This window comes from Mycobacterium sp. URHB0021, assembly GCF_054057895.1.
The window spans coordinates 7,763,563-7,787,330 of the sequence record NZ_JBSRZT010000002.1 but is presented as its reverse complement, the minus strand read 5'-3'; the positions used below and the strand labels follow the sequence as shown (position 1 = coordinate 7,787,330).

General features: G+C 66.7%; 26 protein-coding genes and 1 pseudogene. 4 read left to right on the top strand and 23 right to left on the bottom strand.

What is annotated here, in order from left to right; translation table 11 throughout:
• Window positions 1–57: 57 nt before the first annotated feature.
• Together ACVWWN_RS40220 and ACVWWN_RS40215 are read right to left on the bottom strand one after the other, a co-directional pair.
• The gene (locus ACVWWN_RS40220) at window positions 58–879 is read right to left on the bottom strand and encodes a hypothetical protein (RefSeq protein ID WP_457148868.1); all 822 of its coding nucleotides are present in this window, start codon (window positions 877–879) and stop codon (window positions 58–60) included.
• Between the two features lie 46 nt (window positions 880–925).
• The gene (locus ACVWWN_RS40215) at window positions 926–1,216 is read right to left on the bottom strand and encodes a hypothetical protein (RefSeq protein ID WP_457148867.1); all 291 of its coding nucleotides are present in this window, start codon (window positions 1,214–1,216) and stop codon (window positions 926–928) included.
• Window positions 1,217–1,328: 112 nt separating this feature from the next.
• Here ACVWWN_RS40215 and ACVWWN_RS40210 point away from each other — a divergent pair, with 112 nt between their 5' ends.
• The 4 genes and pseudogenes from ACVWWN_RS40210 (at window position 1,329) to nirD (ending at window position 5,609) form a co-directional block, all read left to right on the top strand.
• Window positions 1,329–2,087, top strand: a complete 759-nt coding sequence (locus ACVWWN_RS40210) for an isocitrate lyase/PEP mutase family protein (RefSeq protein ID WP_457148866.1) — start codon at window positions 1,329–1,331, stop codon at window positions 2,085–2,087.
• Window positions 2,088–2,097: 10 nt separating this feature from the next.
• Window positions 2,098–2,484 carry a hypothetical protein gene (locus tag ACVWWN_RS40205; RefSeq protein WP_457148865.1) on the top strand — a complete coding sequence of 129 codons (387 nt, stop codon included), beginning with the start codon at window positions 2,098–2,100 and terminating at the stop codon, window positions 2,482–2,484.
• A 262-nt stretch (window positions 2,485–2,746) separates the two neighbouring features.
• Window positions 2,747–5,268, top strand: a pseudogene (nirB, locus tag ACVWWN_RS40200) (nitrite reductase large subunit NirB).
• Entirely contained in the window at window positions 5,265–5,609 is a 345-nt protein-coding gene (nirD, locus tag ACVWWN_RS40195; protein ID WP_457148864.1) for a nitrite reductase small subunit NirD, read from the top strand. The pseudogene nirB and the gene nirD overlap by 4 nt, the downstream one beginning before the upstream one ends.
• 11 nt (window positions 5,610–5,620) lie before the next feature.
• Here the strand turns inward: nirD and ACVWWN_RS40190 are convergent, their stop codons facing one another.
• From ACVWWN_RS40190 to ACVWWN_RS40090, 21 genes are all read right to left on the bottom strand, one after another.
• Window positions 5,621–6,304, bottom strand: coding sequence for a sirohydrochlorin chelatase (locus tag ACVWWN_RS40190; protein WP_457148863.1), 684 nt, complete (start codon window positions 6,302–6,304; stop codon window positions 5,621–5,623).
• Complete coding sequence (locus ACVWWN_RS40185) at window positions 6,301–7,458, bottom strand: uroporphyrinogen-III synthase (protein WP_457148862.1); 1,158 nt, start codon at window positions 7,456–7,458, stop codon at window positions 6,301–6,303. Before ACVWWN_RS40185 ends, ACVWWN_RS40190 begins: the two co-directional genes overlap by 4 nt.
• Window positions 7,459–7,520: 62 nt before the next feature.
• The gene (locus ACVWWN_RS40180) at window positions 7,521–8,915 is read right to left on the bottom strand and encodes a nitrate/nitrite transporter (protein WP_457148861.1); all 1,395 of its coding nucleotides are present in this window, start codon (window positions 8,913–8,915) and stop codon (window positions 7,521–7,523) included.
• A 100-nt stretch (window positions 8,916–9,015) separates the two neighbouring features.
• Window positions 9,016–9,789 carry a class I SAM-dependent methyltransferase gene (locus ACVWWN_RS40175; protein ID WP_457148860.1) on the bottom strand — a complete coding sequence of 258 codons (774 nt, stop codon included), beginning with the start codon at window positions 9,787–9,789 and terminating at the stop codon, window positions 9,016–9,018.
• Between the two features lie 19 nt (window positions 9,790–9,808).
• Entirely contained in the window at window positions 9,809–10,381 is a 573-nt protein-coding gene (locus ACVWWN_RS40170; protein WP_457148859.1) for a GNAT family N-acetyltransferase, read from the bottom strand.
• 32 nt (window positions 10,382–10,413) lie between these two features.
• Window positions 10,414–11,295 carry a 5-oxoprolinase/urea amidolyase family protein gene (locus ACVWWN_RS40165; RefSeq protein ID WP_457148858.1) on the bottom strand — a complete coding sequence of 294 codons (882 nt, stop codon included), beginning with the start codon at window positions 11,293–11,295 and terminating at the stop codon, window positions 10,414–10,416.
• On the bottom strand, window positions 11,295–11,972 hold the full coding sequence (locus ACVWWN_RS40160) for a 5-oxoprolinase subunit B family protein (protein WP_457148857.1): 678 nt from the start codon (window positions 11,970–11,972) through the stop codon (window positions 11,295–11,297). Before ACVWWN_RS40160 ends, ACVWWN_RS40165 begins: the two co-directional genes overlap by 1 nt.
• Before the next feature lie 74 nt (window positions 11,973–12,046).
• Window positions 12,047–12,739, bottom strand: coding sequence for a queuosine precursor transporter (locus ACVWWN_RS40155; RefSeq protein WP_457148856.1), 693 nt, complete (start codon window positions 12,737–12,739; stop codon window positions 12,047–12,049).
• Window positions 12,740–12,751: 12 nt separating this feature from the next.
• Complete coding sequence (locus tag ACVWWN_RS40150; RefSeq protein ID WP_457148855.1) at window positions 12,752–13,708, bottom strand: ABC transporter substrate-binding protein; 957 nt, start codon at window positions 13,706–13,708, stop codon at window positions 12,752–12,754.
• 52 nt (window positions 13,709–13,760) lie between these two features.
• Window positions 13,761–14,054, bottom strand: a complete 294-nt coding sequence (locus ACVWWN_RS40145) for an EF-Tu/IF-2/RF-3 family GTPase (RefSeq protein ID WP_457148854.1) — start codon at window positions 14,052–14,054, stop codon at window positions 13,761–13,763.
• Between the two features lie 18 nt (window positions 14,055–14,072).
• Window positions 14,073–14,657: an acyl-CoA-like ligand-binding transcription factor gene (locus tag ACVWWN_RS40140; RefSeq protein ID WP_457148853.1), complete on the bottom strand. Its 585-nt coding sequence runs from the start codon at window positions 14,655–14,657 to the stop codon at window positions 14,073–14,075.
• Window positions 14,658–14,669: 12 nt separating this feature from the next.
• Window positions 14,670–15,269, bottom strand: a complete 600-nt coding sequence (gene lysE / locus ACVWWN_RS40135) for an L-lysine exporter (protein WP_457148852.1) — start codon at window positions 15,267–15,269, stop codon at window positions 14,670–14,672.
• Window positions 15,270–15,393: 124 nt separating this feature from the next.
• Entirely contained in the window at window positions 15,394–15,960 is a 567-nt protein-coding gene (locus tag ACVWWN_RS40130; protein ID WP_457148851.1) for a DUF5994 family protein, read from the bottom strand.
• A gap of 144 nt (window positions 15,961–16,104) precedes the next feature.
• Entirely contained in the window at window positions 16,105–16,308 is a 204-nt protein-coding gene (locus ACVWWN_RS40125; RefSeq protein ID WP_457148850.1) for a hypothetical protein, read from the bottom strand.
• A gap of 127 nt (window positions 16,309–16,435) precedes the next feature.
• Window positions 16,436–16,600 (bottom strand): hypothetical protein, encoded by a 165-nt coding sequence (locus ACVWWN_RS40120; RefSeq protein WP_457148849.1) that lies wholly within the window; start codon window positions 16,598–16,600, stop codon window positions 16,436–16,438.
• A gap of 1 nt (window position 16,601) precedes the next feature.
• Window positions 16,602–17,165: a GreA/GreB family elongation factor gene (locus ACVWWN_RS40115; protein WP_457148848.1), complete on the bottom strand. Its 564-nt coding sequence runs from the start codon at window positions 17,163–17,165 to the stop codon at window positions 16,602–16,604.
• Window positions 17,166–17,294: 129 nt separating this feature from the next.
• Window positions 17,295–18,560 (bottom strand): NAD(P)/FAD-dependent oxidoreductase, encoded by a 1,266-nt coding sequence (locus ACVWWN_RS40110; RefSeq protein ID WP_457148847.1) that lies wholly within the window; start codon window positions 18,558–18,560, stop codon window positions 17,295–17,297.
• A 347-nt stretch (window positions 18,561–18,907) separates the two neighbouring features.
• Window positions 18,908–19,384 carry a DUF5994 family protein gene (locus ACVWWN_RS40105; protein ID WP_457148846.1) on the bottom strand — a complete coding sequence of 159 codons (477 nt, stop codon included), beginning with the start codon at window positions 19,382–19,384 and terminating at the stop codon, window positions 18,908–18,910.
• Between the two features lie 53 nt (window positions 19,385–19,437).
• Window positions 19,438–20,088: an Rv1733c family protein gene (locus ACVWWN_RS40100; protein WP_457148845.1), complete on the bottom strand. Its 651-nt coding sequence runs from the start codon at window positions 20,086–20,088 to the stop codon at window positions 19,438–19,440.
• A gap of 778 nt (window positions 20,089–20,866) precedes the next feature.
• Window positions 20,867–22,396 (bottom strand): PucR family transcriptional regulator, encoded by a 1,530-nt coding sequence (locus tag ACVWWN_RS40095; protein WP_457148844.1) that lies wholly within the window; start codon window positions 22,394–22,396, stop codon window positions 20,867–20,869.
• Between the two features lie 410 nt (window positions 22,397–22,806).
• A complete protein-coding gene (locus ACVWWN_RS40090; RefSeq protein ID WP_457148843.1) occupies window positions 22,807–23,664 on the bottom strand; it encodes a DeoR/GlpR family DNA-binding transcription regulator in 858 nt (285 codons plus the stop codon).
• Window positions 23,665–23,768: the final 104 nt, after the last annotated feature.

Below are 23,768 nucleotides of genomic sequence, written 5' to 3'. Positions count from 1 at the left end.
ATATCCTCGCTTGCCCGTATCGCCCCGATGTTGTGAAAACGTTTGCCAGCCAGCCGATCAACCGATGAATCTCAGGTCGGAGATGGTTCCGCTGGCCACCAGCATGATGTAGAAGTCGGTCAGCATCAGGGTGCCGAGCGTGACCCACGCATACAGCTTGTGCCGGGTGTTCAGCGTGCTCACCTGCGTCCACATCCAGTATCGGACAGGGTGTTTCGAGAAATGCTTGAGGCGGCCGCCGACAATGTGGCGGCAGGAGTGGCACGACAACGTGTACACCCAGAGCATCACCACGTTGACGACGAGAATGACGTTGCCCAAACCGAATCCGAAACCACTGGGTGAGTGGAAGGCCACGATCGCGTCGTAGGTGTTGATCACCGAGATGATGCCGGCGATGTAGAAGAAGTACCGGTGTGTGTTCTGGATCACCAGCGGCAACCGCGTCTCACCGGTGTACGTCGCATGAGGTTCGGCCACCGCGCACGCGGTCGGGGACTGCCACACCGACCGGTAGTAGGCACCGCGGTAGTAGTAGCAGGTGAGCCGGAACAACAGCAGGAACGGCAACGACAGCGCCGCGTAGGGAAGCCACCACACGTCGGGCAGGATTTGGGGCCAGAAGTGGCTGGCCTCCGGCGTGCAGCCCGTGCTGATGCACGGCGAGTAGAACGGCGTCAGGTAGTGGTACTCGGCGACGTAGTAGTTGTTCTGCAGGAACGCCCGAACCGTCGCATAGATCACGAATGCGGCGAAGCCCAGGTCGACGATCAGCGGCGACTGCCACCAGCGGTCGGTGCGCAGGGTGCGCTGCGGGATCTGGGCACGGTTCGGTGAGAAGACGCCGGTCGCTTTGCGGTCGGCGGTGGGTGCGCTCACTGTTCCCTTTCGGTGTGATGGTGTCCCGGTCTGTATAGCCGCTGGGCTAGCCGGTGACACCTCGGTCGTCCTCTTCGCCCCAGAAAGCGGTGTCGTACGGGGTGTCCGGGATCGAGATCTTCTCCCCGACGTGGTGGTGATGGGTCAGCCCCCGCCCGAGTTCCAACTCTTCGGCGTCGATGTCGAGCCGATCAATATCGTTGAGGATGCGTTCGGCGTCGTTGACGATGCGCCGGGTGGCGGGAGTGTTCCCGTACCTCGACGCCAACGAAGTCACGCACCGCCGCAGACTGCCGATTAGCTCGTGCAGTTCGGCGAGTTCGCTTGTGCTGGACAATTGACCTCCTTGGGCTGAAGGGTGTCATGGATCACAGTACGACACCCGATACTCACCACAGTATGGAGTCAGGACGTGAAACAGATCACGTCAAAGATGCGGAGGTAGGCCGATGTCCAACAAAGTTCTGCAGGATCAGGCGCAGGCCCTGCTGACGTTGCACCGGCCTGGCAACCCGGTAGTTCTGCCCACGGTCTGGGACGCGTGGTCGGCGCGGCTTGCTGTGGCAGCGGGGTTTGCCGCGTTGACTGTCGGCAGCCACCCGCTGGCCGAGTCGATCGGCAAGAGCGACGGCGAGGGCATGACATTCGACGACCTGCTCGCTCGCGTCGGGCAGATCACCGCGGCGATCGACGTGCCGCTGTCGGTCGACATCGAATCCGGCTACGGGCAGACGCCCGGCCGCCTCATCGAGGGGTTGCTCGACGCGGGCGCCGTCGGGTTGAACGTCGAGGACACCGTTCACAGCGAAGGAGGCCGGCTGCGATCGTCGCGCGAACACGCCGAACTCGTCGGGGCACTGCGGGCGGCCGCGGACGCGGCGGGCGTGCACGTCGTCATCAACGCCAGAACGGATCTGTTCCTCGGGCAGCACGGGGATGAAGCCGACCGGGTCGACCGCGCCATCGCGCGGCTCGTGGAGGCCGCCGAGGCCGGCGCCGATTCGCTGTATCCGGTCGGACGGCACGATCCGGCCACGCTTCGCCGCCTGGCAACCGAGCTGCCGTTGCCGATCAACGCCATTGCTCTGCCGGATCAGGATGACCCGGCATCCTTCGGACCACTGGGGGTCGGCCGGATCAGTTTCGGGCCGTTCCTGCAGTCCGTGCTGGCGGCCCGCACCAAGGAGGTACTCGGCCGCTGGGCCTAGCATTTCGGCCGTGAGTGCTGACCGCGACGATGACGACGATCCGAGTTGGCACAACCAGAAGGGCATCGTCTTCGCGGCCGGGGCGGCCGGTCTGGTTCTGGCGGGCCTGTTGGTGTGGGCGGTGATCCACAGTTCGCGCGGCTCGGTGCCGTCCGATTCCATCCCGCCCGAAACCTCGTCGAGCGGATCGTCGGTCTACACCACGTCGAGCACGTCGAGCACCAGTTATTCAGTGCCCACGGTGCAGACGAGCGAGGACGACACGGACACCGGCGCACCCGTCAGTTCGACGCCGGGGCAGCCCGGCGACGCCGCGACGACGGCACAGTCCGGGGAGACCACGACCACCACCAACCCGTACGGGACAACCACGCCGACCAACGCGGGCCACATCTGAGCGTCAGGCCCGGGCGCTCTCAATCGGTTCCAGTAGTCGATGCGGCCGCTGCAGCGCGTTCGGCAGCCGGGGAATCGACGCGGTGACCGACGTCGGGGCCCGAACAACATGAGTCGACCCCACTCAAGTTCCGACGGCGCGTTCGCCCTTGGCGAACGGGCGAAACGCGCTCACATGTGCCCGGCCGCGTCCGTGAGCACACCGTGATGGGCGCTTCACACGGGGCGACATTGCGGCAATATCGGCTGCCTAGCCTCGGCACATGCAGTCAGGAAGGAACGTGGTGGTGGTCGGCCACGGCATGGTCGGTCACCGGTTCGTCGAGGCGCTGCGCTCACGCGACGCCGAGGGGACGTGGCGGGTGACGGTGCTCGCCGAAGAGTCCGACGCCGCTTACGACCGGGTCGGATTGACCGGTTACACCGAGCACTGGGAGCGGGGCCGACTCGCTCTGGCGGGCAACTCCTACTCCGGTGACGACCTTGTTGAACTGCGGCTCGGCAGCCGCGTGACCGAAATCGACCGTGCGGGCAAGTCGGTGGTGACCGCGCACGGTGACCGCGTCGGGTATGACGCGCTGGTGCTGGCCACCGGCTCGTCTGCGTTCGTGCCGCCGGTACCCGGCCATGACCTGCCGGCCTGCCACGTCTACCGCACGCTCGACGACCTCGATGCGATCCGGGCCGACGCCAGCCGGACCGGCGGACCGGCGGCCGGTGTGGTCATCGGCGGTGGCCTGCTGGGCCTTGAGGCCGCTAATGCATTGCGCCAGTTCGGGTTACGCGTCCACGTGGTCGAGCGCGCACCGCGCTTGATGAACACGCAGCTGGACGAGGCCGGGGGTGCGCTGCTCAACCGGATGATCGGCGCCCTGGGGATCGACATACATCTCGACGTCACCACCGACTCGATCGAAACCCGCGACGGCGGCCTCCGCGTCACCCTCGGCGACGGCTCGACGATCGACGCGCGCCTGGTGATATTTGCGGCCGGGGTGCGCCCGCGCGACGAACTCGCCAGCGCCGCAGGCCTCGCAGTGGCCGAGCGTGGCGGTGTGCTGACCGACCTGTCCTGTGCCACCAGCGATCCCAATATCCACGCGATCGGTGAGGTGGCCGCGATCGAGGGCCGGTGCTACGGCCTGGTCGGTCCCGGCTACACCAGCGCGGAGGTGGTGGCCGACCGGCTGCTGCGAGGCGGCGCCGAGTTCCCGGAGGCCGACCTGTCCACCAAACTCAAGCTGCTCAGTGTCGACGTAGCCAGCTTCGGCGACGCGATGGGCGCCACCGCCGGCTGCCTCGAGGTCGTCGTCAACGACGCGGTCAACCAGACCTACGCCAAACTCGTGCTCTCCGACGACGCCTCGACACTGCTCGGCGGCATCCTGGTCGGCGACGCCTCGTCGTACGGCCTGCTGCGGCCGATGGTCGGTGGACCACTGCCCGGTGACCCGCTGGCACTGATCTCGCCGGCCGGGTCCGACGGCGGCGCCGGTGCGGCCCTGGGGGTCGGCGCCCTTTCGCCGGGCGCACAGATCTGCTCATGCAACAACGTCACCAAGGGTGACCTCAGCGAGGCCATCGCCGGTGGCTGCTGCGACGTCGCCACGCTGAAGAAGTGCACGCTCGCCGGCACCTCGTGTGGCTCGTGCGTGCCGCTGCTCAAACAGATGCTGGAATCCGAGGGCGTCGAGCAGTCGAAGGCGCTGTGCGAACACTTCAGCCAGTCCAGAGCCGAACTGTTCGAGATCGTGTCGGCGACCGCGATCCGAACTTTTTCCGGGCTGATCGAGCGTTTCGGCGCCGGAAAGGGCTGCGACATCTGCAAACCCGTGGTGGCCTCGATACTCGCATCCACCAGCTCCGAGCACATCCTGGACGGCGAGCAGGCCTCACTGCAGGACTCCAACGACCACTTCCTGGCCAACATCCAGCGCAACGGCAGCTATTCGGTGGTGCCGCGGTGCCCGGGGGTGACATCAGCCCGCAACACCTGATCCTGATCGGCGAGGTCGCCAGGGATTTCAATCTCTACACCAAGATCACCGGCGGGCAACGCATCGACCTGTTCGGGGCGACGGTGGACCAGCTGCCCGAGATCTGGCGCAGGCTGGTCGACGGCGGCATGGAGTCCGGCCACGCCTACGGCAAGGCGCTGCGCACCGTGAAGAGTTGCGTCGGCAGCGACTGGTGCCGGTACGGGCAGCAGGATTCGGTGCAGATGGCCATCAACCTCGAGCTGCGCTACCGCGGGCTGCGTGCACCGCACAAGTTCAAGATGGGCGTCTCGGGGTGCGCCCGGGAATGTGCCGAGGCCCGCGGCAAAGACGTCGGCGTGATCGCCACCGAGAACGGCTGGAACCTCTACGTCGGCGGCAACGGGGGAATGACGCCCAAGCACGCGCAGCTACTGGCAGGCGATCTCGACGATGAGACGCTCGTGCGCTATATCGACCGGTTCCTGATGTTCTATATCCGGACCGCCGACCGCCTGCAGCGGACCGCGCCGTGGGTCGAGCAGACAGGGCTCGAGCATCTGCGTGAGGTCGTGTGCGACGACTCGCTGGGCCTGGCGGCGGAATTCGAGGAGGCCGTCGCTCGCCACGTCGAGGGATACGCCTGCGAATGGAAGCGCGTACTCGAGGATCCGGACAAACTCTCGCGGTTCGTCTCGTTCGTCAATGCCCCCGAGGTCGCCGACCCCACTGTCACATTCACCGAACGGTCGGGCCGCAAGGTTCCCGCACCGACCCACATCGGAATGCCGAAGGTGCCCCAAAGATGACTCTGCTCAACGATATCCAGCTCTGGACCATCGCCTGCCCTTACGGCCACCTGATTCCGGGCCGCGGGGTCGGAGTACTCCTGCATGACGGGTCGCAGGCGGCGCTGTTCCGGCTCGACGACGGCTCACTGCACGCGGTCGGCAACATCGATCCGATCTCGGGGGCGGCGGTGATGTCGCGCGGCATCGTCGGTGACCGCGGCGGGCGAGTCACCGTCCAGTCGCCGATCAACAAACAGGCGTTCGCCCTCGACGACGGCACCTGTCTCGATGACCCCGGCGTCGCGGTGCCGGTCTACTCGGTGCGCGTGGTGGACGGCAGAGTCGAAGTCAGCGGCTGACCTTCGCGTGACTACGCCGCCGCAGGCATCAGCGCCCGCCGGAACCGACTCGCGATCAGGCGGACCAATCCAGGATGTGTGCCAAGTGGTGCCGTCACGATGTCGGCGCCGCTGACCCGCAGCCGATCCTGGAACAGTCCATCGGACAACAGATAGGACGCCACCACGACGCGTCCGCCGCGGTGACGCCGCAACGCCGACACCGCGTCGGGCACTCGGGGCAGCCCGGTCGCGGCGAACGCCGGCTCGGCCCGGGAACCGGTGGTCGCCGACAGCCAGGTCGCCATGGTGTGGAGGTCGCGCCCGGCGACGGGGTCGGAGGTACCCGCTGCGGCGAGTATCACAGAATCATCCGGGCGCCAACCGAATTGGACCAGGCGCTGGGCCAGCACCCGAACCAGCTGCGGGTCGGGTCCCAGCGCCTGCGTCACGGTCACCTCGGGATGGCCGCTCGCGGCGACGTGGGCCGGCACGTCGACGCCGACGTGGTAGCCGCGGGAGAGGAACGCCGGAACCAGAACCACGTGCTCACCGCGCATCTGCCGCAGTACCTCGGCCGGGGTCGGCCCGACCACGTCGACGAACGCCACCCGAACCTGGTGTCCGACTGTCGCCGAAACACGCTCGGCGATGTCCCCGATCAGCTCGACGCCGGACGGCTTGCGGGTGCCGTGCGCCACCAGCAGCAGCCTCATGGCGCGGATGCCGGTTGATCGGCCGGTTCGTCGATCGGCAACCGGTAGCCGCGTTTGACCACGGTGGACACAATGCGTTTGTCGCCCAACGCTGTTCGAAGCCGCAGCACCGCGGTTTCGACCGCATGGGTGTCGGTGCCCGCGCCCGGCAGCGCACGCAGCAGATCGGTCCGCGACACCACCGCCCCCGGGCGGTGCGCAAGCGCCCGGATGGTCGCCATCGCGGCCGGTGACAACGCCTTGACCACACCGTCGACCAGCACGCAGGTGCCGCGGATCTCCAGCAAGTGTCCCGCCACCGGCACTGTGCGAGCCTGTAGCAGCGGCAGTTCGTCGGTGATGTGGCGGGCCAACGCGCCCAACCGCATCCGCACCGGCGACGACGTCGGCACCCCGACCCGCACCAGCGGCCGTGACGTCACCGGCCCGACGCACATCGCGTGCACCCCGGTCCGCAACGCGGTCAGCACCCGGTCTTCGATGCCCATCTCCGCGGCGCGCATCAGCACCGACGCCACCGCCGGCGCCGACGTGAAGCTGACCGCGTCGAACTTCTCCTCGGCGATACCGGCGATCAGCAGGTCGAAGTCACCGTTGCGCGGCGCCGGATGCCAGCGGTACACGCGGATGGGAACCACCTCGGCGCCCGCGGTGCGCAGCTCGTCGAGGAACTCGGGGAACGGGTCCCACTCATCGGTGGCGCCGTGCAGTTGCACCGCGATGCGCCGGCCGGCGATACCGCCCTCGACCAGGTAGTGCACCAGCTCGCGCGACGATTCCGAATCGGGCGACCATTCCTCCGGCAGGCCCGCCGCCCGCAACGCTCCGGTGGCCTTGGGGCCGCGCGAGACGATGCGTGCCTTGCCGAGCGCGATGAGAAGGTCGGTGGCCAGCCCCCAGCCGTCGGCCGCTGCCACCCAGCCGCGGAAGCCGATTCCGGTGGTGGCGATCACTACGTCGGGCGGCACCTCGATCAACGCTTCGGTGTGTTCGCGCAGCTCGTCGTCGTCGGGCAGCGGCACCATGGCGATCGCCGCCGCGCACGTCACCGCCGCACCCCGGCGTTTCAGCAGGGCACTCAGTTCGTCGGCGCGCCGCGCCGAGGTCACCGCCACCCGAAAACCGGTGAGCGGTGACCAATCGGGCTCACTCATGCCACCTGTGTATTCAGTCCGTGTTTCCACCCGATTACCCGGCCGTTGCCACGTCGTGGCCGTTAGGCCTGGGCCAGGTCGGGGTGGGCGTCGGCGACGGCCACCCCGGTGGACGACGGGCGTCGCACGTACATCGCCCAGGTCACCACCGAGGCAAACGCATAGAACACCAGGAAGATCCAGAACGCCGAGGTGGCCGATCCACTGCTGAGGTAAGACTGCCGCAGCGCCAGGTTGATGCCGACACCGCCGAGCGCGCCGATCGCACCGGCGAACCCGATCAACGCGCCGGACATCGCGCGCGACCAATGCCGGCGCGCGGCCTCGTCGACGTCCAGGGAGCGGCTGCGGGCCTCGAAGATCGACGGGATCATCTTGTAGACCGAGCCGTTGCCGATCCCGGACAGCAGGAACAGCGCGATGAAGCCGATCACATAGCCGGCCATCGTGGTGGCGGTGGCGGCGCCCCGGGTGTGGTCGTCGGCCGTGCCGACGGCAACCAGGATCCCGGCGGCCAGGATCATCCCGGCGAAGACGGCCAGCGTGACCCGTCCGCCGCCGACCCGGTCGGCCAGCTTGCCGCCGTACACGCGCGATAGCGAGCCCAGCAGCGGTCCGACGAACGCGATCTGCGCGGCGTGCAGCGACGCTTGCGCCGCGTTGTGGCCGCCCGCCGCGAAGTTGATCTGCAACACCTGGCCGAACGCGAACGCGAAGCCGATGAACGACCCGAACGTGCCGATGTAGAGCAGTGAGATCACCCAGGTGTCGCGATGCTGCAGGATCGCAGCCATCGCGGTCAGGTCGATCTTGTGCTGTTCGAGGTTGTCCATGAAGGCCGCGGCGCCGATTCCCGCGACCGCGAGCGCCACCAGATATACCGCGCACACCCAATAGGGCGCCCGGTTACCCGCGGTGGCGATGACGAGCAGACCGACGAGCTGGATCATCGGCACGCCGATGTTGCCGCCGCCCGCATTGACGCCGAGCGCCCAGCCCTTGAGCCGCTGCGGATAGAAGGCGTTGATGTTCGTCATCGAGGAGGCGAAGTTGCCGCCGCCGAATCCGGTCAGCGCCGCGCACACCAGGTACGGCCACAGCGGCAGCCCGGGGTGGGCCAGCAGCCACCAGGTGCCGACAGTCGGTATCAGCAGCACGAACGCCGAGAGCACCGTCCAGTCACGGCCGCCGAACGTCGCCGTGGCCAGCGTGTAGGGGATGCGCAGGCAGGCGCCGACGAGTGTCGCGGTGGCGGCCAGCAGGAACTTGTCGCCCGCGGTGAAGCCGTAGACCGTCTCCGGCATGAACAGCACCAGCACCGACCAGATGGACCAGATCGAGAAGCCGATGTGCTCGGCGGCCACCGACCAGATCAGGTTGCGGCGGGCGACGCGCTTGTTACCGGCTTCCCACGCGACGACGTCCTCGGGGTCCCAGTCGGTGATGCGATGTGACATGCGGCCAACGCTAAGAAAGCATTATTTCCGAGGCGCTGCCCGCGATGACCCCGCCGTGAAATTCCGCTCACCCGTACCGTGCGGGCGGTGTGAGGTCGGCCTAGTCGACGCGATGCGCGTGCACGACGGTGAACGGCATGTGGATTCGGTTGCCGTCGAGCAGTTCGGCGATCTTGGCGTACCTCGCGGCCACGTCCTTCATCCGTTCCACTGCCTCCGGAGGAAACTGCTCGGTCATCTCCGGTGGGATCTCATCACCGGACATCCTGACCGCGTTACCCAGATATGTTGTGGGGCCGAGGAAATCGATGCGCCATCCGTTGGCGGTCAAGGTATCGCGGATATTCGCCTCCGGCACCGCGGCCATCGGTGCGATCACCCCGTTGACGTTGCCGTCGGCGAAACACATCAGGTGCAGCCTGGCGCCGGATCGGGTGGCCCGGTAGAGCCCTGCCATGTAGGCCTGCCGTCCCTCGTCGTCGAGGCAGTGGTAGAGCGCACTGTCGATCACCGTGTCGAACCGGCCGTCATATCCGGTGAGCTTGGTGGCGTCGGCGACGCCGAAGGTCACCGCGACGCCGGCCTCCGCGGCACGTCGGCGAGCCTGCTCGATGGCGGCGGGCGATCCGTCGAGCCCCGTCACAGAATGACCGCGCGATGCCAGGAAGATGGCGTTGTCGCCGGGGCCGCACCCGATATCGAGCACCTCGCCCGAAATGCCGCCGAGCGCTTCGAGTTCCATCAGTCGTGGTTGGGCCGCACCGATATCCCACGGAATACCCGCCGGTGCGGGACCTCCCTCGAATCGGGGCTCGCCGCGGTAGACCCTGTCGAACATCTCGGGGTCGGGGCGAAAGGAGGCTTCACTGGTCATCTTCCCCAAAGTACGCCGCTCACCACACGTCGCCGTCGCGCCAATCACAGGTGATCTCGGCGGCCGGATCGACGTCGACGGTAACGGGCAGGACGAACAACGAGCGGTCGTCATCCGGTGTCCGGGTCACCCCAGTGGGGGCCAGGACCGACGTCGGCCCCTGCCACGCCAGCCAACCGCGTGAGGTGTACATGTCCCTGCCCGCCTCCGACGCGCTCAGCGCGCCGAGGTGGTAGGCGCCCCGCAGCACCTGTTCGGCGGCGTCCATCAGGGCATGGGCGAGCCCCTGCCCGCGCCGGTCCTCCCGCACCGCCACACCCTCGACGTAGCCGCAGCGCAGCACCGTGTCGCGGTACAGCAGTCGGCGCTGAACGACCGCGGCGTGGGCGATCAGCGCGCCGTGATCGCAGATCAACGCATGCATGCCGCCGAGGGCGTGCTCCCAGTCCGCGTCGGTGAACTCGCCGCCGAACGCTTCGTTGACCATTCGCCGCGCGTCCTCGCGGGTCTCGGCGTCGAGATCGGAAGTGTGGATCAGGCGGGCGGTGTGGACGCCGCGCACATGAGGAGCACGGATTTCCTGGCTGTGCACATCCTCGTTCTACCAGCCGTGGCGGCCCGGAGTCACCGAACCGGATGTCGTGGACGCGCCCAGTGCAGCCGAACCGTCTGGCCGGGCCGGATCTGGGCAACCTTGTCGATGTCGTCGTCGATCACCACCCCGATCACCGGATAGCCGCCGGTGACCGGATGGTCGGGTCCCAAGATCACCGGAAAGCCGTTGGGCGGCACCTGAATCGCTCCTCGGGTGGCGCCCTCACTGGGCAGCTGCCGGTCCGGCCAGCGGTAGTCCAGTGGCATGCCCACCAGTCGCATTCCGACGCGGTCGCTCTTGTTGGTCACCTGCCAGTTGGTGCGGACCAGCACGTCGGGATCCACGAACCAGTCGTCGCGCGGTCCGGGCACCACCTTGAGGTCGAGCACATCGCTTTCGATTGCGGCGACCGGCGCCTGGTCCAGTTCGGGGAACTCGGTACTGTGCACCCCGACGGGAAGGACATCACCCGGCCGCAGCGGGAGTGGGCCGATCGCCGACATCACGTCGTAGGACCGCGAGCCCAGCACCGGCGACACGTCGATGCCACCGCGCACCGCCAGGTAGCTGCGTAACCCGGAATGCGGTGCACCCAGTGAGATCACCTCACCGTCGTGGGCGTAATGAATGCTGTTGGTGCCGAACGGCACACCGTTGACGGCCGGATCGGTGTCGGCACCGGTCACCGCGATCGCGATGTCGCCGCCGGCCACCCGCGCCGAGAACCCACCGAACGTGACCTCGATGGTGGCCTTGTCGCCGGGGTTGGCCACCAGCCGGTTGGCCAGCTTGTGCGAGCGGCGATCGGCGGCGCCCGAACAGGTGACGCCCATCTCGGCCCGCCCCGGGCGGCCGAGGTCTTCGATCAACGCCAGCGGACCCGTGCGCAGCACCTCCAAGGTGACGCTCATCAGCGCACCTCCCGGAACTGGACCCACAGGCCCGGCGTCAGCAGCGCGGGCGGGTCGCGATCGACATCCCACAGCACCGATTCGGTGCGTCCGATCAGCTGCCAACCACCGGGTGACTCCCGCGGGTAGATCCCAGTGAACTCACCGGCCAGCCCGACGGATCCGACCGGCACCTTGGTGCGCGGCTCGGATCGGCGCGGCACGGTCAGTCGTTCGTCGCCGCCGATGAGGTAGGCGAAACCCGGTGCGAAGCCACCGAATCCGACCCGCCACGGGGTGCCCGTGTGAGCGGCTACCACTTCTTCGGCAGTCATCCCGGTGAACCGGGCCACCTCGTCGAGATCGGCGCCGTCGTAGACGACATCGATCTGGACGTCGGGGCGTCCCTCGACCGGTGCGGCGGCGTCCGACAGGGCATCCGGGGTCACGCGCAGCTTGCCGAGCCGTTGCCGGGTCGGCGCCTGGTACCGGGGTCCGGCCAGCTTGACCAGCACCGTCCGCGACGCCGGCACGATGTCGACGACCCCGAGTAGATCGGCGTAACGCAGTGCCTCGGTCCACGTCAATACCTCGGCGGTGCTGTCGAACTCGAGTAGCAGGGCCTGGTCGCCATAGTCACGGATAGTGATGCGGCCGGCGCTCGGGCCGGTGTCCATCACGTCTGTTGCCACACTCATAGCCAGAACCTACCCGCGAGTAGCTAATAACTAACCAGCTCTGTGAGCCTTGCCAAAAAACATTTAATGCCTGCTCAGACAGCGACTCCGTATGTCGGCTCGCGGCGTTTGATGTAGCCGATCACGCGGTAGGTGACCGGCAGCATGACCACCTCGACGGCGGTCTTGTAAAACCAGCCCAGGGCCGTATATGTCGCGAAGTCACCGAAGGTGGTGATGCCGATCGCGCCGGCGGCGATGCTGCAGAAGACGAGCGTGTCGCCCAGTTGTCCGGCGAACGTCGAGCCGACCAGTCGGGCCCACAGGTGCTTCTCCTTGGTGCGCTCCTTGATGAGAACCACCACCCATGCGTTGATGGTCTGCCCGACGATAAACCCCGCGAGGCCCGCGACGATCAGCTGGGTGTAAGCGTGCACGATGTTCTCGAAGTGCTCCTGATTGGTGTAGAAGTCAGCGGCCGGCAGGTAGACCGTCACCCAGAACGCAAGGGCGGCCAGAGCGTTCATCGCGAACCCCAGCAAGATCGCGCGCCGCGCGGCCTTGAAGCCGTACACCTCGGACAGCACGTCACCGATGACGTAGGTCAGCGGGAAGACGATGAATCCGCCGTCGGTGATGATCGGCCCGAACGCGACGCCCTTCGTCGCGGTCACGTTGGAGATGATCACCAGCGCCGTGAAGACCGCGATGAGAATCGGATAGTAGGCCGACCCCACCTGGGCGAACGCGGCGTGCTGTGTCCTGGTAGCGGTCTGGTCGCTTGTCACCCGGATATCTTGTCAGGCCAGCGCGCTCGCGAGCATCGGCGGCAGCGAGTCGGCCACCACCGGATACGACAGCGGGGAGCCGAACGCGATGGCGCCCGCGAGGTCCTTGCCCGTGAATATGTTGCGGCGCTGGGTCGTCGCCCTGAGTTTGGCGACCGTGGGGTCGGCCAGCAGCGCGGCCTGTTCGTCGTCGCTCTCGGTGGTCCAGATCAGCAGGTCGACACCGTCGAGTACCGATGCCATCCGGTCACGCGAAATCTGCGCACCGCCGGTATCCGGGATCACCATGCCCATCTGGGTCAGGAACTCCGTGCGCCATCCCGGGGCCACCACCTCGGCGCCGTCACCGGAGAGTGTGCCGCCGAGCAGCAGAACGCTCTTGCCCGCCAATTGGGGGTTGTTCGTCCCCGCGGTTGTGAACTTGTCGTCGACACCGGTGATCAACTTCTGCATGTCGTCGGCCTTGAACACTGCCTGACCGACGATCGTCGCCTGCTCCTTCCAGGGCTCGAAGAACGCATCCGACCCGGACTGCGCGACAGTGGGCGCGATGGCGGCGAGCTTGGTGTAGGTGTCCTGGTCGAGCCCGGCGTTGGTGGCGACGATCAGATCGGGCTTGAGCGAGGAGATCTGGTCCACCTGGATGCCGTCGGCGAGGCTGAGGACGACCGGCTGCGCAGTGCCGAGCCTGGACTGCGCCCACGGCCACACACCGAATGGCTGGCCACCGAACCAGTCGGTCACCGCGATCGGGACGACGCCGACCGCCAGCAGATCGTCCTGCTCGGTGTAGCCCGCGCTCACCACGCGCTTGGGCGGCGCCGCGATCTTGGTCTCGCCGAAGAGGTGCTTGACGGTGACGGAGCCGTCCTTTGCGACGGCGCCTGGCTTTTCCGGACTGCAGGCCGCGGCGAGCGCGGCTCCCGCCGTCGATGCGAGGAACCCTCGCCGGGACCACCTGATGGGCACCGAGCGAGCCTAGCTAATTGATCTGGAGGTGCCCGAACCGCGAACCGAACAATCAGATGGTGAAGCCGGTCGATTCGATCGGTGGCGCTTCGCCCGCGGCGGTCAGTACCGCCCCGCGACCGAGTTGATCCTGCTCGACGTTCCTGAACAGGACGCCGATGTTGTCGCCGACGGTCGCCTCGTCGATCGACTTCCGGAACACCTCGATGGCGTCGACCCGCGCTTCGCCGACACCGTCGATCGCCACCACGTCGCCGACCCTCAGCACGCCGCTTTCGACCCGGCCGGTGGCGACGACCCCGCGATTGCGGATGACGAACACGTCCTCGACGGTCAACCTGAACACGGCAGGAGTGTGCCAGCGTCACTTGAGCGGCATGCCCGCTTCCATGAATTCCAGCGCCCGCTTCATCCGCCCGGCGACGTCCTTCGGGCGGTCGAGCACCGCCATCAGCCCACCGGCGAGCGCGCCGAAAAAGACCCTCACCTCGAGGTCGTCGGCGTCGCGACCGAGTCGGACGCACTCCGCCTCCACCAGCATCGCCACCGTGCGGCGGTACTCGTCGAACTGTGCGGCGAGTAGCTCGGGGATGGTCAGCACCAGCCGCTGACGGTCGCGTTCGAACTCCCACTCATCGCGAGACAGCGTGGCCAGGGTGATCTCGAGTGCGCTGCGAAAGGCCTGCAGGGAAGGCTTGTCCTTGGGCTGTCGCGCGAGCGCGTCGACCGTCACGTGGTCGAGATCGTTGGCGATGAGCACCTGCTCCTTGCACGGGAAGTACCGGAAGAAGGTGCTTGGCGAGACCTCGGCCGCGTCGGCGATCTGCTCGACGGTCGTGTGCGCGTAGCCGTTCTTGTCGATCAGCGTCATCGCGGCGCGGCGGATGGCGTCGCGGGTCTTGATCTTCTTGCGGTCCCGCAACCCGAGTCCGTCAGTGACGTCCCCCATGCCGCGATTGTGTCAGGCCACGGCCAGAAACACGCCGAGCGTGAGCATTGTGACCGCGATCAGTCCGTCGAGGATGCGCCACGTCACGGGCGCGGCGAACAGGCCGGCCAGCCTTCTTGCGCCCAACCCGAGGCTGACGAACCAGACCGCGCTCGCGGTCACCGCGCCCACGCCGAACAGCCACCGTTCGTCGCGCTGCTCGTTGGCCAGCGCACCCAGCAGGACGACGGTGTCGAGATAGACGTGCGGGTTGAGGAAGGTCAGCGCCGCGCAGGTGAGCAGCACATCGATGAGACGGGCGGGGGCGCTTTCCGACGGGGTGAGCGCCGACGGCCGCCACGCACGGCGTGCCGCGAGCAAGCCGTAGCCGGCGAGGAAGGCCGCCCCGCCGAACTTGGCGACGGTCAATGCGCCTGGGTGCGCACCGATGAGTGCGCCGACCCCGGCGATCCCCGCTGCGATGAGCGCGATGTCGGAGACCGTGCACAGCGCCACGACGGGCAACACGTGCTCGCGGCGGATGCCCTGCCGCAGCACGAACGCGTTCTGCGCGCCGATCGCGGCGATCAGCGTGAAGGAGGCGACGAAACCAAGAACCAGGGGTGAACTCATATGTCCGACGCTAGGTACGCTGAGCGCATAAGTACAGCTAATGATTCTTCATCTGCATTAGCAAGGCTTATCGAACCCGGGAGCCGGGCGCCGGATCCGCGGCTTACGGCAAGATCCACGCGCGTCAGGCAGATCGACGCATCGCGTCCTGCGTCCGAGGTTGTGATCGCGGCGTGCGGAGTAGTGCTCCACCGTCGGCTTCCCATCGCTCAAGCGCGATGGGTAACAATGGTCGCTCGTCGGCGCGGCGTGGGATGCCGAGTAGTTGATCGGGTGTGGACGTGTCGGTGATGCTGGCCGCCGCGGTCACCACGTTGTAGGCGTGCGTGGGTTCGGTGTATGGGGGTACCACCAACAGGTCGAGTCTTCCGAACCGGGGCCCGAACAGCGAGATGACGTTCGGCCATTTTTGGTGGGCACTGACGATTACCTGGTCGCCCTGGCGTTTGATGCTCGGGGGTGCTGGGGACCAGTCATTTTCGTGATAGAGCACACCGTCGATCGAGCCGCCTCGTAACGAGAGTGCTGCCAGCAGTGAGGGTAGCTCACTGCCGAGTTCTGTGGATCGTGGCCACCAGGCGCCTTGGACGAACCCGCATGACCGGTGTGCGGGTTTCAACCGTAGGCGCACGGTGCCCATGGTCGGCCGGCGCGCCGGGGGCTCGGCGCTGGTGTCGGTGATTGCCAACATGTGCTGTCCTTCGGTTGTGCGATGTGCCTTCATGATGAGTTCTGTTCGGGCGCCGGCGTGTGGCGGGGACGAGCCACAATATGGCGATGATGAGGAGCCTCGCGCCGATTGGGTCGAGGCCAAACCTGGTGCGATCACGTCGTTTTAGCGCGGTTCGTAGCTGCCGGATGCGCCAGCCGGCGCGAGGTTCTGTGCAGGGATCTGTGACGGCGGCTTACCGAGGTGCTGGCCTGTGGGCTTGCCAATGTCATTGCAGATGCCGAATCCATCACTGCCGTCGTTGGACGACGGGCTGAGTTCGGCGACGGCGAGCGGGTCATCATCGTGACCGAGTTTGATGATGCGCACAGGGTGATGTGGTGGGCGAGAAGCTCAGTTTCGCGGCGTTCGAGTTCGCGGATTCGGCGGTGCGCCTTAGTGAGTCGGTCATTGAGTGTGACGAAGGTGGGAGCTGTTGGAGACACGGGACTTCCTCTTAAATCTGTTGAATCCGCCTGGCCCACGCGCGTGGCACCGCGGTGGCGTTTTCGTCGGTATCCTCAGCGGCGACTCCGGAGAACAGGAACCGTAGGGTGGTCGGTTCGCGGTGCAGCCGCTCGTGGGCTTGCGGTGAAATCCATACCCGGGGCGTTGTGGCCATGTCAGTTCCTTGAGTTCGTAGGTGCAGCAGGAGTGTGCTTGGCGGCGACTTGCGGAGGGGCGCCCTCGCGTCGGCCGGAAGATGCTGTGGCCGAGCGTGATTTGGGCGTATACATTCTGTAGGGCACCGCTTCGAGTAGCGTGACGGGCAGGTTGGCTCCGCTGGGGATGGAGTAGGTGCGCTGTTCGCCGATGTGTGCGCCGGCGATCGCGCTGCCCAATGGTGATTGCATCGAGTACACGTCGATGTCGGTGTCTTCGACGACACGCACACCCAACAGGAATGTTTCCGTCTCGCCGGTGTCGTCGTAGCTGACGGTCAGCACCATTCCCGGTTCGGCGATGCCCTCATCGGGTGGGTCTTCACCGACCACGGCACTGCACAGCAGGTGTTGAATTTGGCGGATGCGGGCTTGTCGCGCGGTGTAGTTCGCGACGAAGTTGTCGTCGTAGTCCATGAACTCTTCGGGGACTGCTGTGTGGGGACGTGAACGCAGCGCATCCCGTTCGGCCTGCAGCCGACTGTGGGCCTTCCGGGTCATCCAAAGGCCTACGGTGGTAGTCATGTCGGTGCTGTCCTTTCCGTTGAGGTAGGGGTTGTCGTCAGGGGCGGGCCGAGACAAGCGCCGCCCCTGACGACTCGGGGGCCCATGATGGGCGTGGTTGGTGGCGGTGTGGGCCGCCGGGGGGCGGCTCTAGCGGCCGGTTCGGCGTAGCGGGTCGAATTCGCGTAGGGCTTCGGGTTGCTTGCCGGTGGTGATCTGTTCGGAAAGCAGCCGGCCGGTCACCGGGCCGTGCGCCAGTCCCCACATGCCGTGGCCGCCGGCGAGGTAGACGCCGCGCGACATCTCCCCGATGAGGGCCCGCCCGTCGGGGGTGACCGGGCGCGGGCCCACCCAGATGTCGCTGCGTTGGGCCCAATGCACTCCGTCCAGCAGGGGGGTGGCCGAGGCGATGATGGCGCCCACCCGTTCTGGTACCGCCGGTTCGTCGGGGTCGCGGAACTCCATGGTGCCCGACACCCGCAATCCTGCCGGGTGGGGCGTGCACGCCACCCGCGCGTCGGGCAGGTAGATCGGGCCGGGTATCGGGCGGTCCACGGGCACGGTGAACGAGTAGCCGCGGCCGGCCCGCACCGGCACCCGGACCCGCCCGCCGGCCAGTCGGGATAACCATGCGCCGGTGGCGATCACCGCGGCGTCGGTGGTCAACGGCCTGCCGCTGCGCAGATGCACCGTGACTGCGCTGCCGGAGCTGACCACGCGGCGAACTTCCACCGTGCGGATCGTGGCTCCGCGGTCGGCGACCGCACGGCCCAGGGCGTGGACGAATCGGTCCGGGTCGACGAAGCGCTGACCGTTGATGTTGAGCGCGGCGGTGATCACCGGTGATGCCAGGGGTACGTGTTCACGTAGCGCCGCCCCGGCCAGTGCAGTGACAGACATTGTCTGTCCGGCGGTTTCGAGCGCGCGAAGCTCACGCATCATCTGTTCGGCTTCTTCAGTGGTGCGAAACACCGCAGTGATCGGGGCGTCGGTCACCGGCGCGTCGACTCCATTGGCGACGAGCACGTCGTAGGCCTCGATCGCTTCCGCGTTGAGCGGCACATTGGCCCGTACCGCCCGCCGCCACGAAGAACGCCGGCAGTTGGCGGCGAACTGGAGCAAGAAGCCGGCCAGCCCGGAGTCGGCCTTCAACGGAATATGTAGGGGTGCGGCCGGATCCAGGAGTGAGCGCAGCCCGTAGCGCAGCACGCCCGGCGAGTTCAGCGGAATGGTCAGCGCCGGTGAGATCCATCCGGCGTTGCCCCACGAGGCGCCGGCGGCGACGCCGGTGCGGTCGACCACGGTGACATCGACTCCGCGTTCCTGCAGGAACCACGCCGTGGACAACCCGACGATGCCGGCACCGACCACGATCACCGACCGGGGTCCGCCGTCAATGCGCTCGACGCCACCCATCACAAACCCTCCACATCTGAACTTTCTTCTCGTCTCCCACGCGCGGATCCTTTGCCGAAATTCGACAAGCAGTAGAGGCCAGGTTGTGCCGATCCGACAATGCTGTAGGCCCGCCATTTTCTTGACGCGTCGGCTACCAGGTGCGAAGCAAGCGGGCTGTCTCGCTGCGCGCGAATGTGCAAACCGAGTCGGATGTACGTGGCTATGACTACATCCACCGCGCGTTGTTCCTCGGTCGCACCGGCACACCGGGCTGCACGTTGCCAGGCGAACGGAAATGCCGCGCGTTCGCGGCGTTGATGCCCTGCGGCGTGCCGTCTCGGCGTCGGGCCCACCGCGGTAGGCCGTCACGATGCAGGACGGTCCGGCTGCGCCGGCCGCATCGCGATCGCCAGCAGTTCTTCGGCGGTCGACACGTCGTCGGGGTCGGCTGCCGCCATCACCGCGGCGTGCGCGGCGGCCGAATCGGTGTCGGGGGGGACCACCAGCAGCACGAGCGTTCCGAACTTCTTGCCGCTGACGGTCAGTGTGCTGGGCGAGGTATTGCTGGGCTCAAGGATCACGCTGTGGCCGCGAAACTCCATCCGCGATGACGCTGAGCCCCAGCTGTTCTCGTCGTAGATGACCCGCTCGACGGTCCCCGACCGCGACGACAAAGCCGCCAGCAGCAGCCGAAGTTCGATGTACAGCTGGTCGGATAGCGGCCACCAGCCGCCCTGCACAAAGCCTGCAGAACGGTGCGCGGGCTTCAACCGCAATCGGGGATGTGCGATCGTCCACCGACGAGCCTGGGTGGTCTCGAAGGACACCGGTGGTGCGGACATGAGGGGACTCCCGTAGTGGTGAATGAGTTGGCTGGTTGAGGATGGGCGGCGGTTTAGGCCTGGCTGGGTTTGTGCCCGTCGCGGCCGACCAGGGTGTCGAGGGCGTGTTGCCATCCAATGGCGCGGATACGGTCACACACTGTCCGGGTACCAGCCAACAGGATGGTCACAGCAGCTGTGACGCCTGCCCACATGAAGAGCGCGGCCGTCACCGCATCCACCCCGGCCCGGGTGGTCGAAGTCGGTTCGTCGGTCGCCGCGCCGTTGTCGTCGACCCAGATGGCGAGCTCGTCGCCGGCCTTGGTCGTCGATTGCGCCGTGACCGCGCCGGTGTGTTCTTCTCCGGCAGCTGACCATCGGGCCGCCATTGTGACAGTGGTTTGTGAGATGTCCTGCGCCGCAGTGCCGTCGGTGACTGTTGCGGTGACGAGCTGACGAGTGTGATGCTGCTCGGCGTAGACGTCGCGTCGTGAATCGTGAACGGCGGTGCCGACCGCGGCGGCGACTGGGACGGCCAGCAGCAGCACCATAACGGCCACCGCCATTGCCAGCGCCTCGATCCGATCGGGGCCACGTAGCAGAGGATTACGGCGAAACAGCCCGAAGATGGGCCAAGGTGGTAGGCGCACCGTAAAGGTTTCCGGTAGTTCGTCAGCCGTCGCGTGGGTGCCGATCGGCCGATCGTGCGGCCGCGGAGCCTTCATTGAGATCCCTTCAATCAAGTCGCTTTGCAAACTGACGGGTGAGCAGTCGGCGCGGAGGACGGGCTGACCGCCGACACACCGCGTGGACTCCCGGCTTCGGCTGGGCGGCGACGGCCCAGCAAGGCTGGCGCGGGCTGCGACGATTGATCGCGGTAGCGCTGTCCGTCGTCCATCAAGGCCTCCACCTCTCACACCATCTGGGTTCAACTTCCAGGGTGGGGGAGATTGCGTGTCCGGGCTTGCTCACGGCGAACAACGACGCCGCTTCACTTTGTCGCGTCTCGACAGCACACGACTGTTCGTCGGTGTTGGTGGCCGCGGGCCTGGTCATCACTGCCAGTGGATGAAGTGGTCGGATTTCGGTGGGTTGCGATGACGAAGACCGGTTGTTGTTGCCGATGATGTCGTAGTTGCCAACCGTGGAGCAGCGGATCGCCGTATGGGTTGTGTGTGGGGCTGGACCACCGCCGCCTATTCGGGATCTAGTGGACCGGTGGGTCCGGCAACTCATCTCCTTGCGCAGCGTGTTCGTCGATCCGCCGCGCTGCAAAGTGATCGGGGGCCGGGGTGCAAATGCGGTCGTGCTGCCATCGTGTGAAGCGGATACGGTCACAAACTGCCCAGGTGACAGTGAACAAGGTCGCAGCGATGAGATCATCACCCCCTCCACAGCCCGACCATCGGTTAGCTCCATCGTGGCGCGCATGGCTGCTGCAGGGCTTGCCCCAGTTAGACAACGGCGCGCTGGTGCCTTGTCGGGTTGCCACAGCGCGCATCGTTAGTCGGGTTCGGTGGAGGCGAGTTCGATCATCATGGCTAGCCGCTTTTTGGCATCGTCGAGTTGCAGGCTGGTGATCTCGGCCATCTTGCGAAGTCGGTAGCGCACGGTGTTTTCGTGGACTCCCAGACGGGTGCCCGCTTCGGCGGCGTCGCCCTGGGCCTCTAGCCAAGCGCGGAGCGTCGGCACGTAGTCGGTTGTGTGGTCGCGGTCATGGCGGCGCAGCTCGGCCACCGGTCCCCGGTTCGGAGATCGACCTGAGCGCGCCGCGGTGCGCAGTCGCTGCAGCAGGATCTCATCCCAGGACTTGTCGTAAGCCGGAGGCATGGCGCCGCGGGGCCACATCTCGTGGAGCGCCAGACATTCGTCGGCCTCGTGGCGGGCCGCGCCGAGGTCGGCCACCTCGGCGGGCCCGCTGACGCCGGCCAATACCGTCATTCGTTCGGGAAGTGCTGCCTGCAGAGCGGTAACCCACTTCCTCGCCGTCGCGGATTGCTCGCCGGGCAGCAAGGTGTAGACGGTGTTGCCGGCCAGCGCGCTGCGCCCGGGCCGTGACCAGCCGAAACCGGTGGTGGCACGCTCGAACGCCAACAGCAGGGCGGCGTCTCGTTCGGCGCCGATGAACGCCTGCACCGCGATCACCCGCAACAGGGTGTGGGGCAGGCCGAGCCGGCTGGCCGCAGTGGCGGCATCGGCCGTGCCCTCCAGCAACCTGATCACGAGTTCGGATTCGACCTGGCGCTCGAGGTCCGCGCTCGCGCGGGAACGCAACAGGTGCAGCGCGACCGTGCGGGCCCCGTCGGCCAACGCGGTGAGCGCGGACCCATCCAACGGCGCCGTACACTCCACCCACACCGATCCCATGAGTTCTCGTCCCGAGCGCACCGCCACCACCATGCGTCCGGTCATCCCCTGATCAGAGTCCCGGGTGACGAACATGGGCTCATCGGAGGCCGCTATATGCGTGTACACCCCACGGTCGTCGAAGAATGCACGCAATTGCTCGGGTGCCTGTCGCTCGACAATGGTCGCCACCCGTGCCGGATCGGCGTCCTGCTGTCGACGGGAATACGCCAGCACCCGCGAAAGGCGGTCCTCGATGATGACCGCTCCGCCGGTGGCCTCCGCCAAACTGTCGGCCAAGGCGAACATATCCGTTGGGCCGCGCCCAGAATCGGTTTCACGGCCTTCCAAGACCAATCCGTAGGCGACCGCGGCCAACTCGCTCCATGTCATCGCCGGGTCGACCACCATCACCGCGACACCCGCGGCCGCACCAGAGAACATGGTGTCGTCATCGTCGCCACCCCGGATCATCACCACGACTGCGCGGGCCGACGCCGCCCAGCGCACCGCCTCTTCGACCGAGCGCGCACCGATGCCCAACAACACGTCTCCGACGACGGTGCGACCCTCGGTGAGCTCATGCATGACGACGCTGCGCAACTCGGTGGACCGCGGAATCGGGCAGAACCGCAACCGCACGCCGTAGCTTCCCAACACATTGACCAGGCGGTCTATCGTGACCACGAGCCGCTCCCGATGCCGAACCGATCAACCAGCCTATCCAGCAGCCCACCGAACGGTCGTCGAATCACAAGCCCGTCGAATTGCCGTGGTCGCGGGGATCTCCGTCGTCGTTCCGGTGGGCTTTCCCGGTGGCGGCGTGCAGCAGACCGGGCCCGCGACGGTGGCCGCTGTGTCGAGGTAGACCGTGGCCATTAGGGGATTGCCTAACGATGAACAGGTTTGGCGACGGTGAGCAGCACGACGCAGTCGTCGACGGCGTGTAGTCGTGATCGCCCCGCGCCGCAAGGACCGGCTGATGAATGCTCATGGGACTTTTCCTTGATTTCGTCGGGATCGTCATCCCGACAGCAAAGCGGCGCCAAGGACGATCAGACCAGCGGGGTCTCGAACAGCGCGACGAACCAAACGTGTCAGCTTCGGGCTACGACGGAACCGTTTGCATCGGAAGGTGATTGATTGCGACGCCCACCCCGCTGCGGACGCACCGATTTGCGATGACTCGCGAGGCCGCCGTTGCGCCCCGATTGCGCCGCGCCCACCGCTACCCGGATGACCGGCACCGGAAGCGCGGCGGCGCGGATGGGATCCAGCATCGAGTCGGTGATGCCGGCCGTGAAGTCTTCGAAGCCGAAGACTTTGAAGAGCGCCTCACGACCGAACTTGGAGCTGTCCGCGACGAAGAACGCCTCGTTGGCGATGGACCGCATCTTGCGTTTGAGCTCGATCTCATAGCTGGACGCCGAGTAGATCCCGTCGTCCATGACGGTGCCCGCACCGAAAATGGCGACATTGACGCGGAGATTCTCCACCTGTTGCACGGAGGTGGGCCCCCACATGCCAAAGCCGGACGGCAGCAACTCGCCGCCGACGAACACCAGGTTGATGGACGGCTTGGTCGCGATTTCCAGCCCGACGCGAAGATCGTGGGTCACGACCGTCAACCGTGAATGGCGGAGGTGGCGGGCGACCTCCAGAGTCGTCTCGCCGGTGTCGAGCATGATCGTCTGCCCTTCATGCACCCGTTCGGCCATCGCGGCACCGATCGCCGCCTTTTCGGCCTGATGCCGGGCGCCGCCACCCGCCGATGAGTGACGGGGATCAACAGGCACCGCCCCACCGTGCGTGCGCTCGACGATGCCTTCGGCCTCGAGCTTGTCCAGATCGCGCCGAATCGTCGAGGCATCGACACCGAACGCCTGTGCCAGGGCGCTCACACTCTGAAATCCGCGGTCCTGCAGATGATTGACGATGTCTGTACGACGTGACATGGACCGAGCCTTCTCCCGACTAGCCGACCTTCGGCGCAGGCCGGAAATTATGATAGCAAACTCGCATGCGCGTTTACACGCATATTTCGCACACTAATGCATGG

Bases quoted from the DNA above. Each gene is read 5' to 3' on its own strand.
- ACVWWN_RS40110 (WP_457148847.1), bottom strand. From the start codon at position 18,560: ATGGGTGGCGTCGAGCGCATTGACGGCGGACCCCGGTCGGTGATCGTG.
- ACVWWN_RS40185 (WP_457148862.1), bottom strand. From the start codon at position 7,458: ATGAGTGAGCCCGATTGGTCACCGCTCACCGGTTTTCGGGTGGCGGTG.
- nirD (WP_457148864.1), top strand. From the start codon at position 5,265: ATGACTCTGCTCAACGATATCCAGCTCTGGACCATCGCCTGCCCTTAC.
- ACVWWN_RS40190 (WP_457148863.1), bottom strand. From the start codon at position 6,304: ATGAGGCTGCTGCTGGTGGCGCACGGCACCCGCAAGCCGTCCGGCGTC.
- lysE (WP_457148852.1), bottom strand. From the start codon at position 15,269: ATGAGTTCACCCCTGGTTCTTGGTTTCGTCGCCTCCTTCACGCTGATC.
- ACVWWN_RS40120 (WP_457148849.1), bottom strand. From the start codon at position 16,600: ATGGCCACAACGCCCCGGGTATGGATTTCACCGCAAGCCCACGAGCGG.
- ACVWWN_RS40130 (WP_457148851.1), bottom strand. From the start codon at position 15,960: ATGTTGGCAATCACCGACACCAGCGCCGAGCCCCCGGCGCGCCGGCCG.
- ACVWWN_RS40100 (WP_457148845.1), bottom strand. From the start codon at position 20,088: ATGAAGGCTCCGCGGCCGCACGATCGGCCGATCGGCACCCACGCGACG.
- ACVWWN_RS40090 (WP_457148843.1), bottom strand. From the start codon at position 23,664: ATGTCACGTCGTACAGACATCGTCAATCATCTGCAGGACCGCGGATTT.
- ACVWWN_RS40115 (WP_457148848.1), bottom strand. From the start codon at position 17,165: ATGACTACCACCGTAGGCCTTTGGATGACCCGGAAGGCCCACAGTCGG.
- ACVWWN_RS40180 (WP_457148861.1), bottom strand. From the start codon at position 8,915: ATGTCACATCGCATCACCGACTGGGACCCCGAGGACGTCGTCGCGTGG.
- ACVWWN_RS40140 (WP_457148853.1), bottom strand. From the start codon at position 14,657: ATGGGGGACGTCACTGACGGACTCGGGTTGCGGGACCGCAAGAAGATC.
- ACVWWN_RS40165 (WP_457148858.1), bottom strand. From the start codon at position 11,295: ATGAGCGTCACCTTGGAGGTGCTGCGCACGGGTCCGCTGGCGTTGATC.
- ACVWWN_RS40160 (WP_457148857.1), bottom strand. From the start codon at position 11,972: ATGAGTGTGGCAACAGACGTGATGGACACCGGCCCGAGCGCCGGCCGC.
- ACVWWN_RS40175 (WP_457148860.1), bottom strand. From the start codon at position 9,789: ATGACCAGTGAAGCCTCCTTTCGCCCCGACCCCGAGATGTTCGACAGG.
- ACVWWN_RS40105 (WP_457148846.1), bottom strand. From the start codon at position 19,384: ATGTCCGCACCACCGGTGTCCTTCGAGACCACCCAGGCTCGTCGGTGG.
- ACVWWN_RS40210 (WP_457148866.1), top strand. From the start codon at position 1,329: ATGTCCAACAAAGTTCTGCAGGATCAGGCGCAGGCCCTGCTGACGTTG.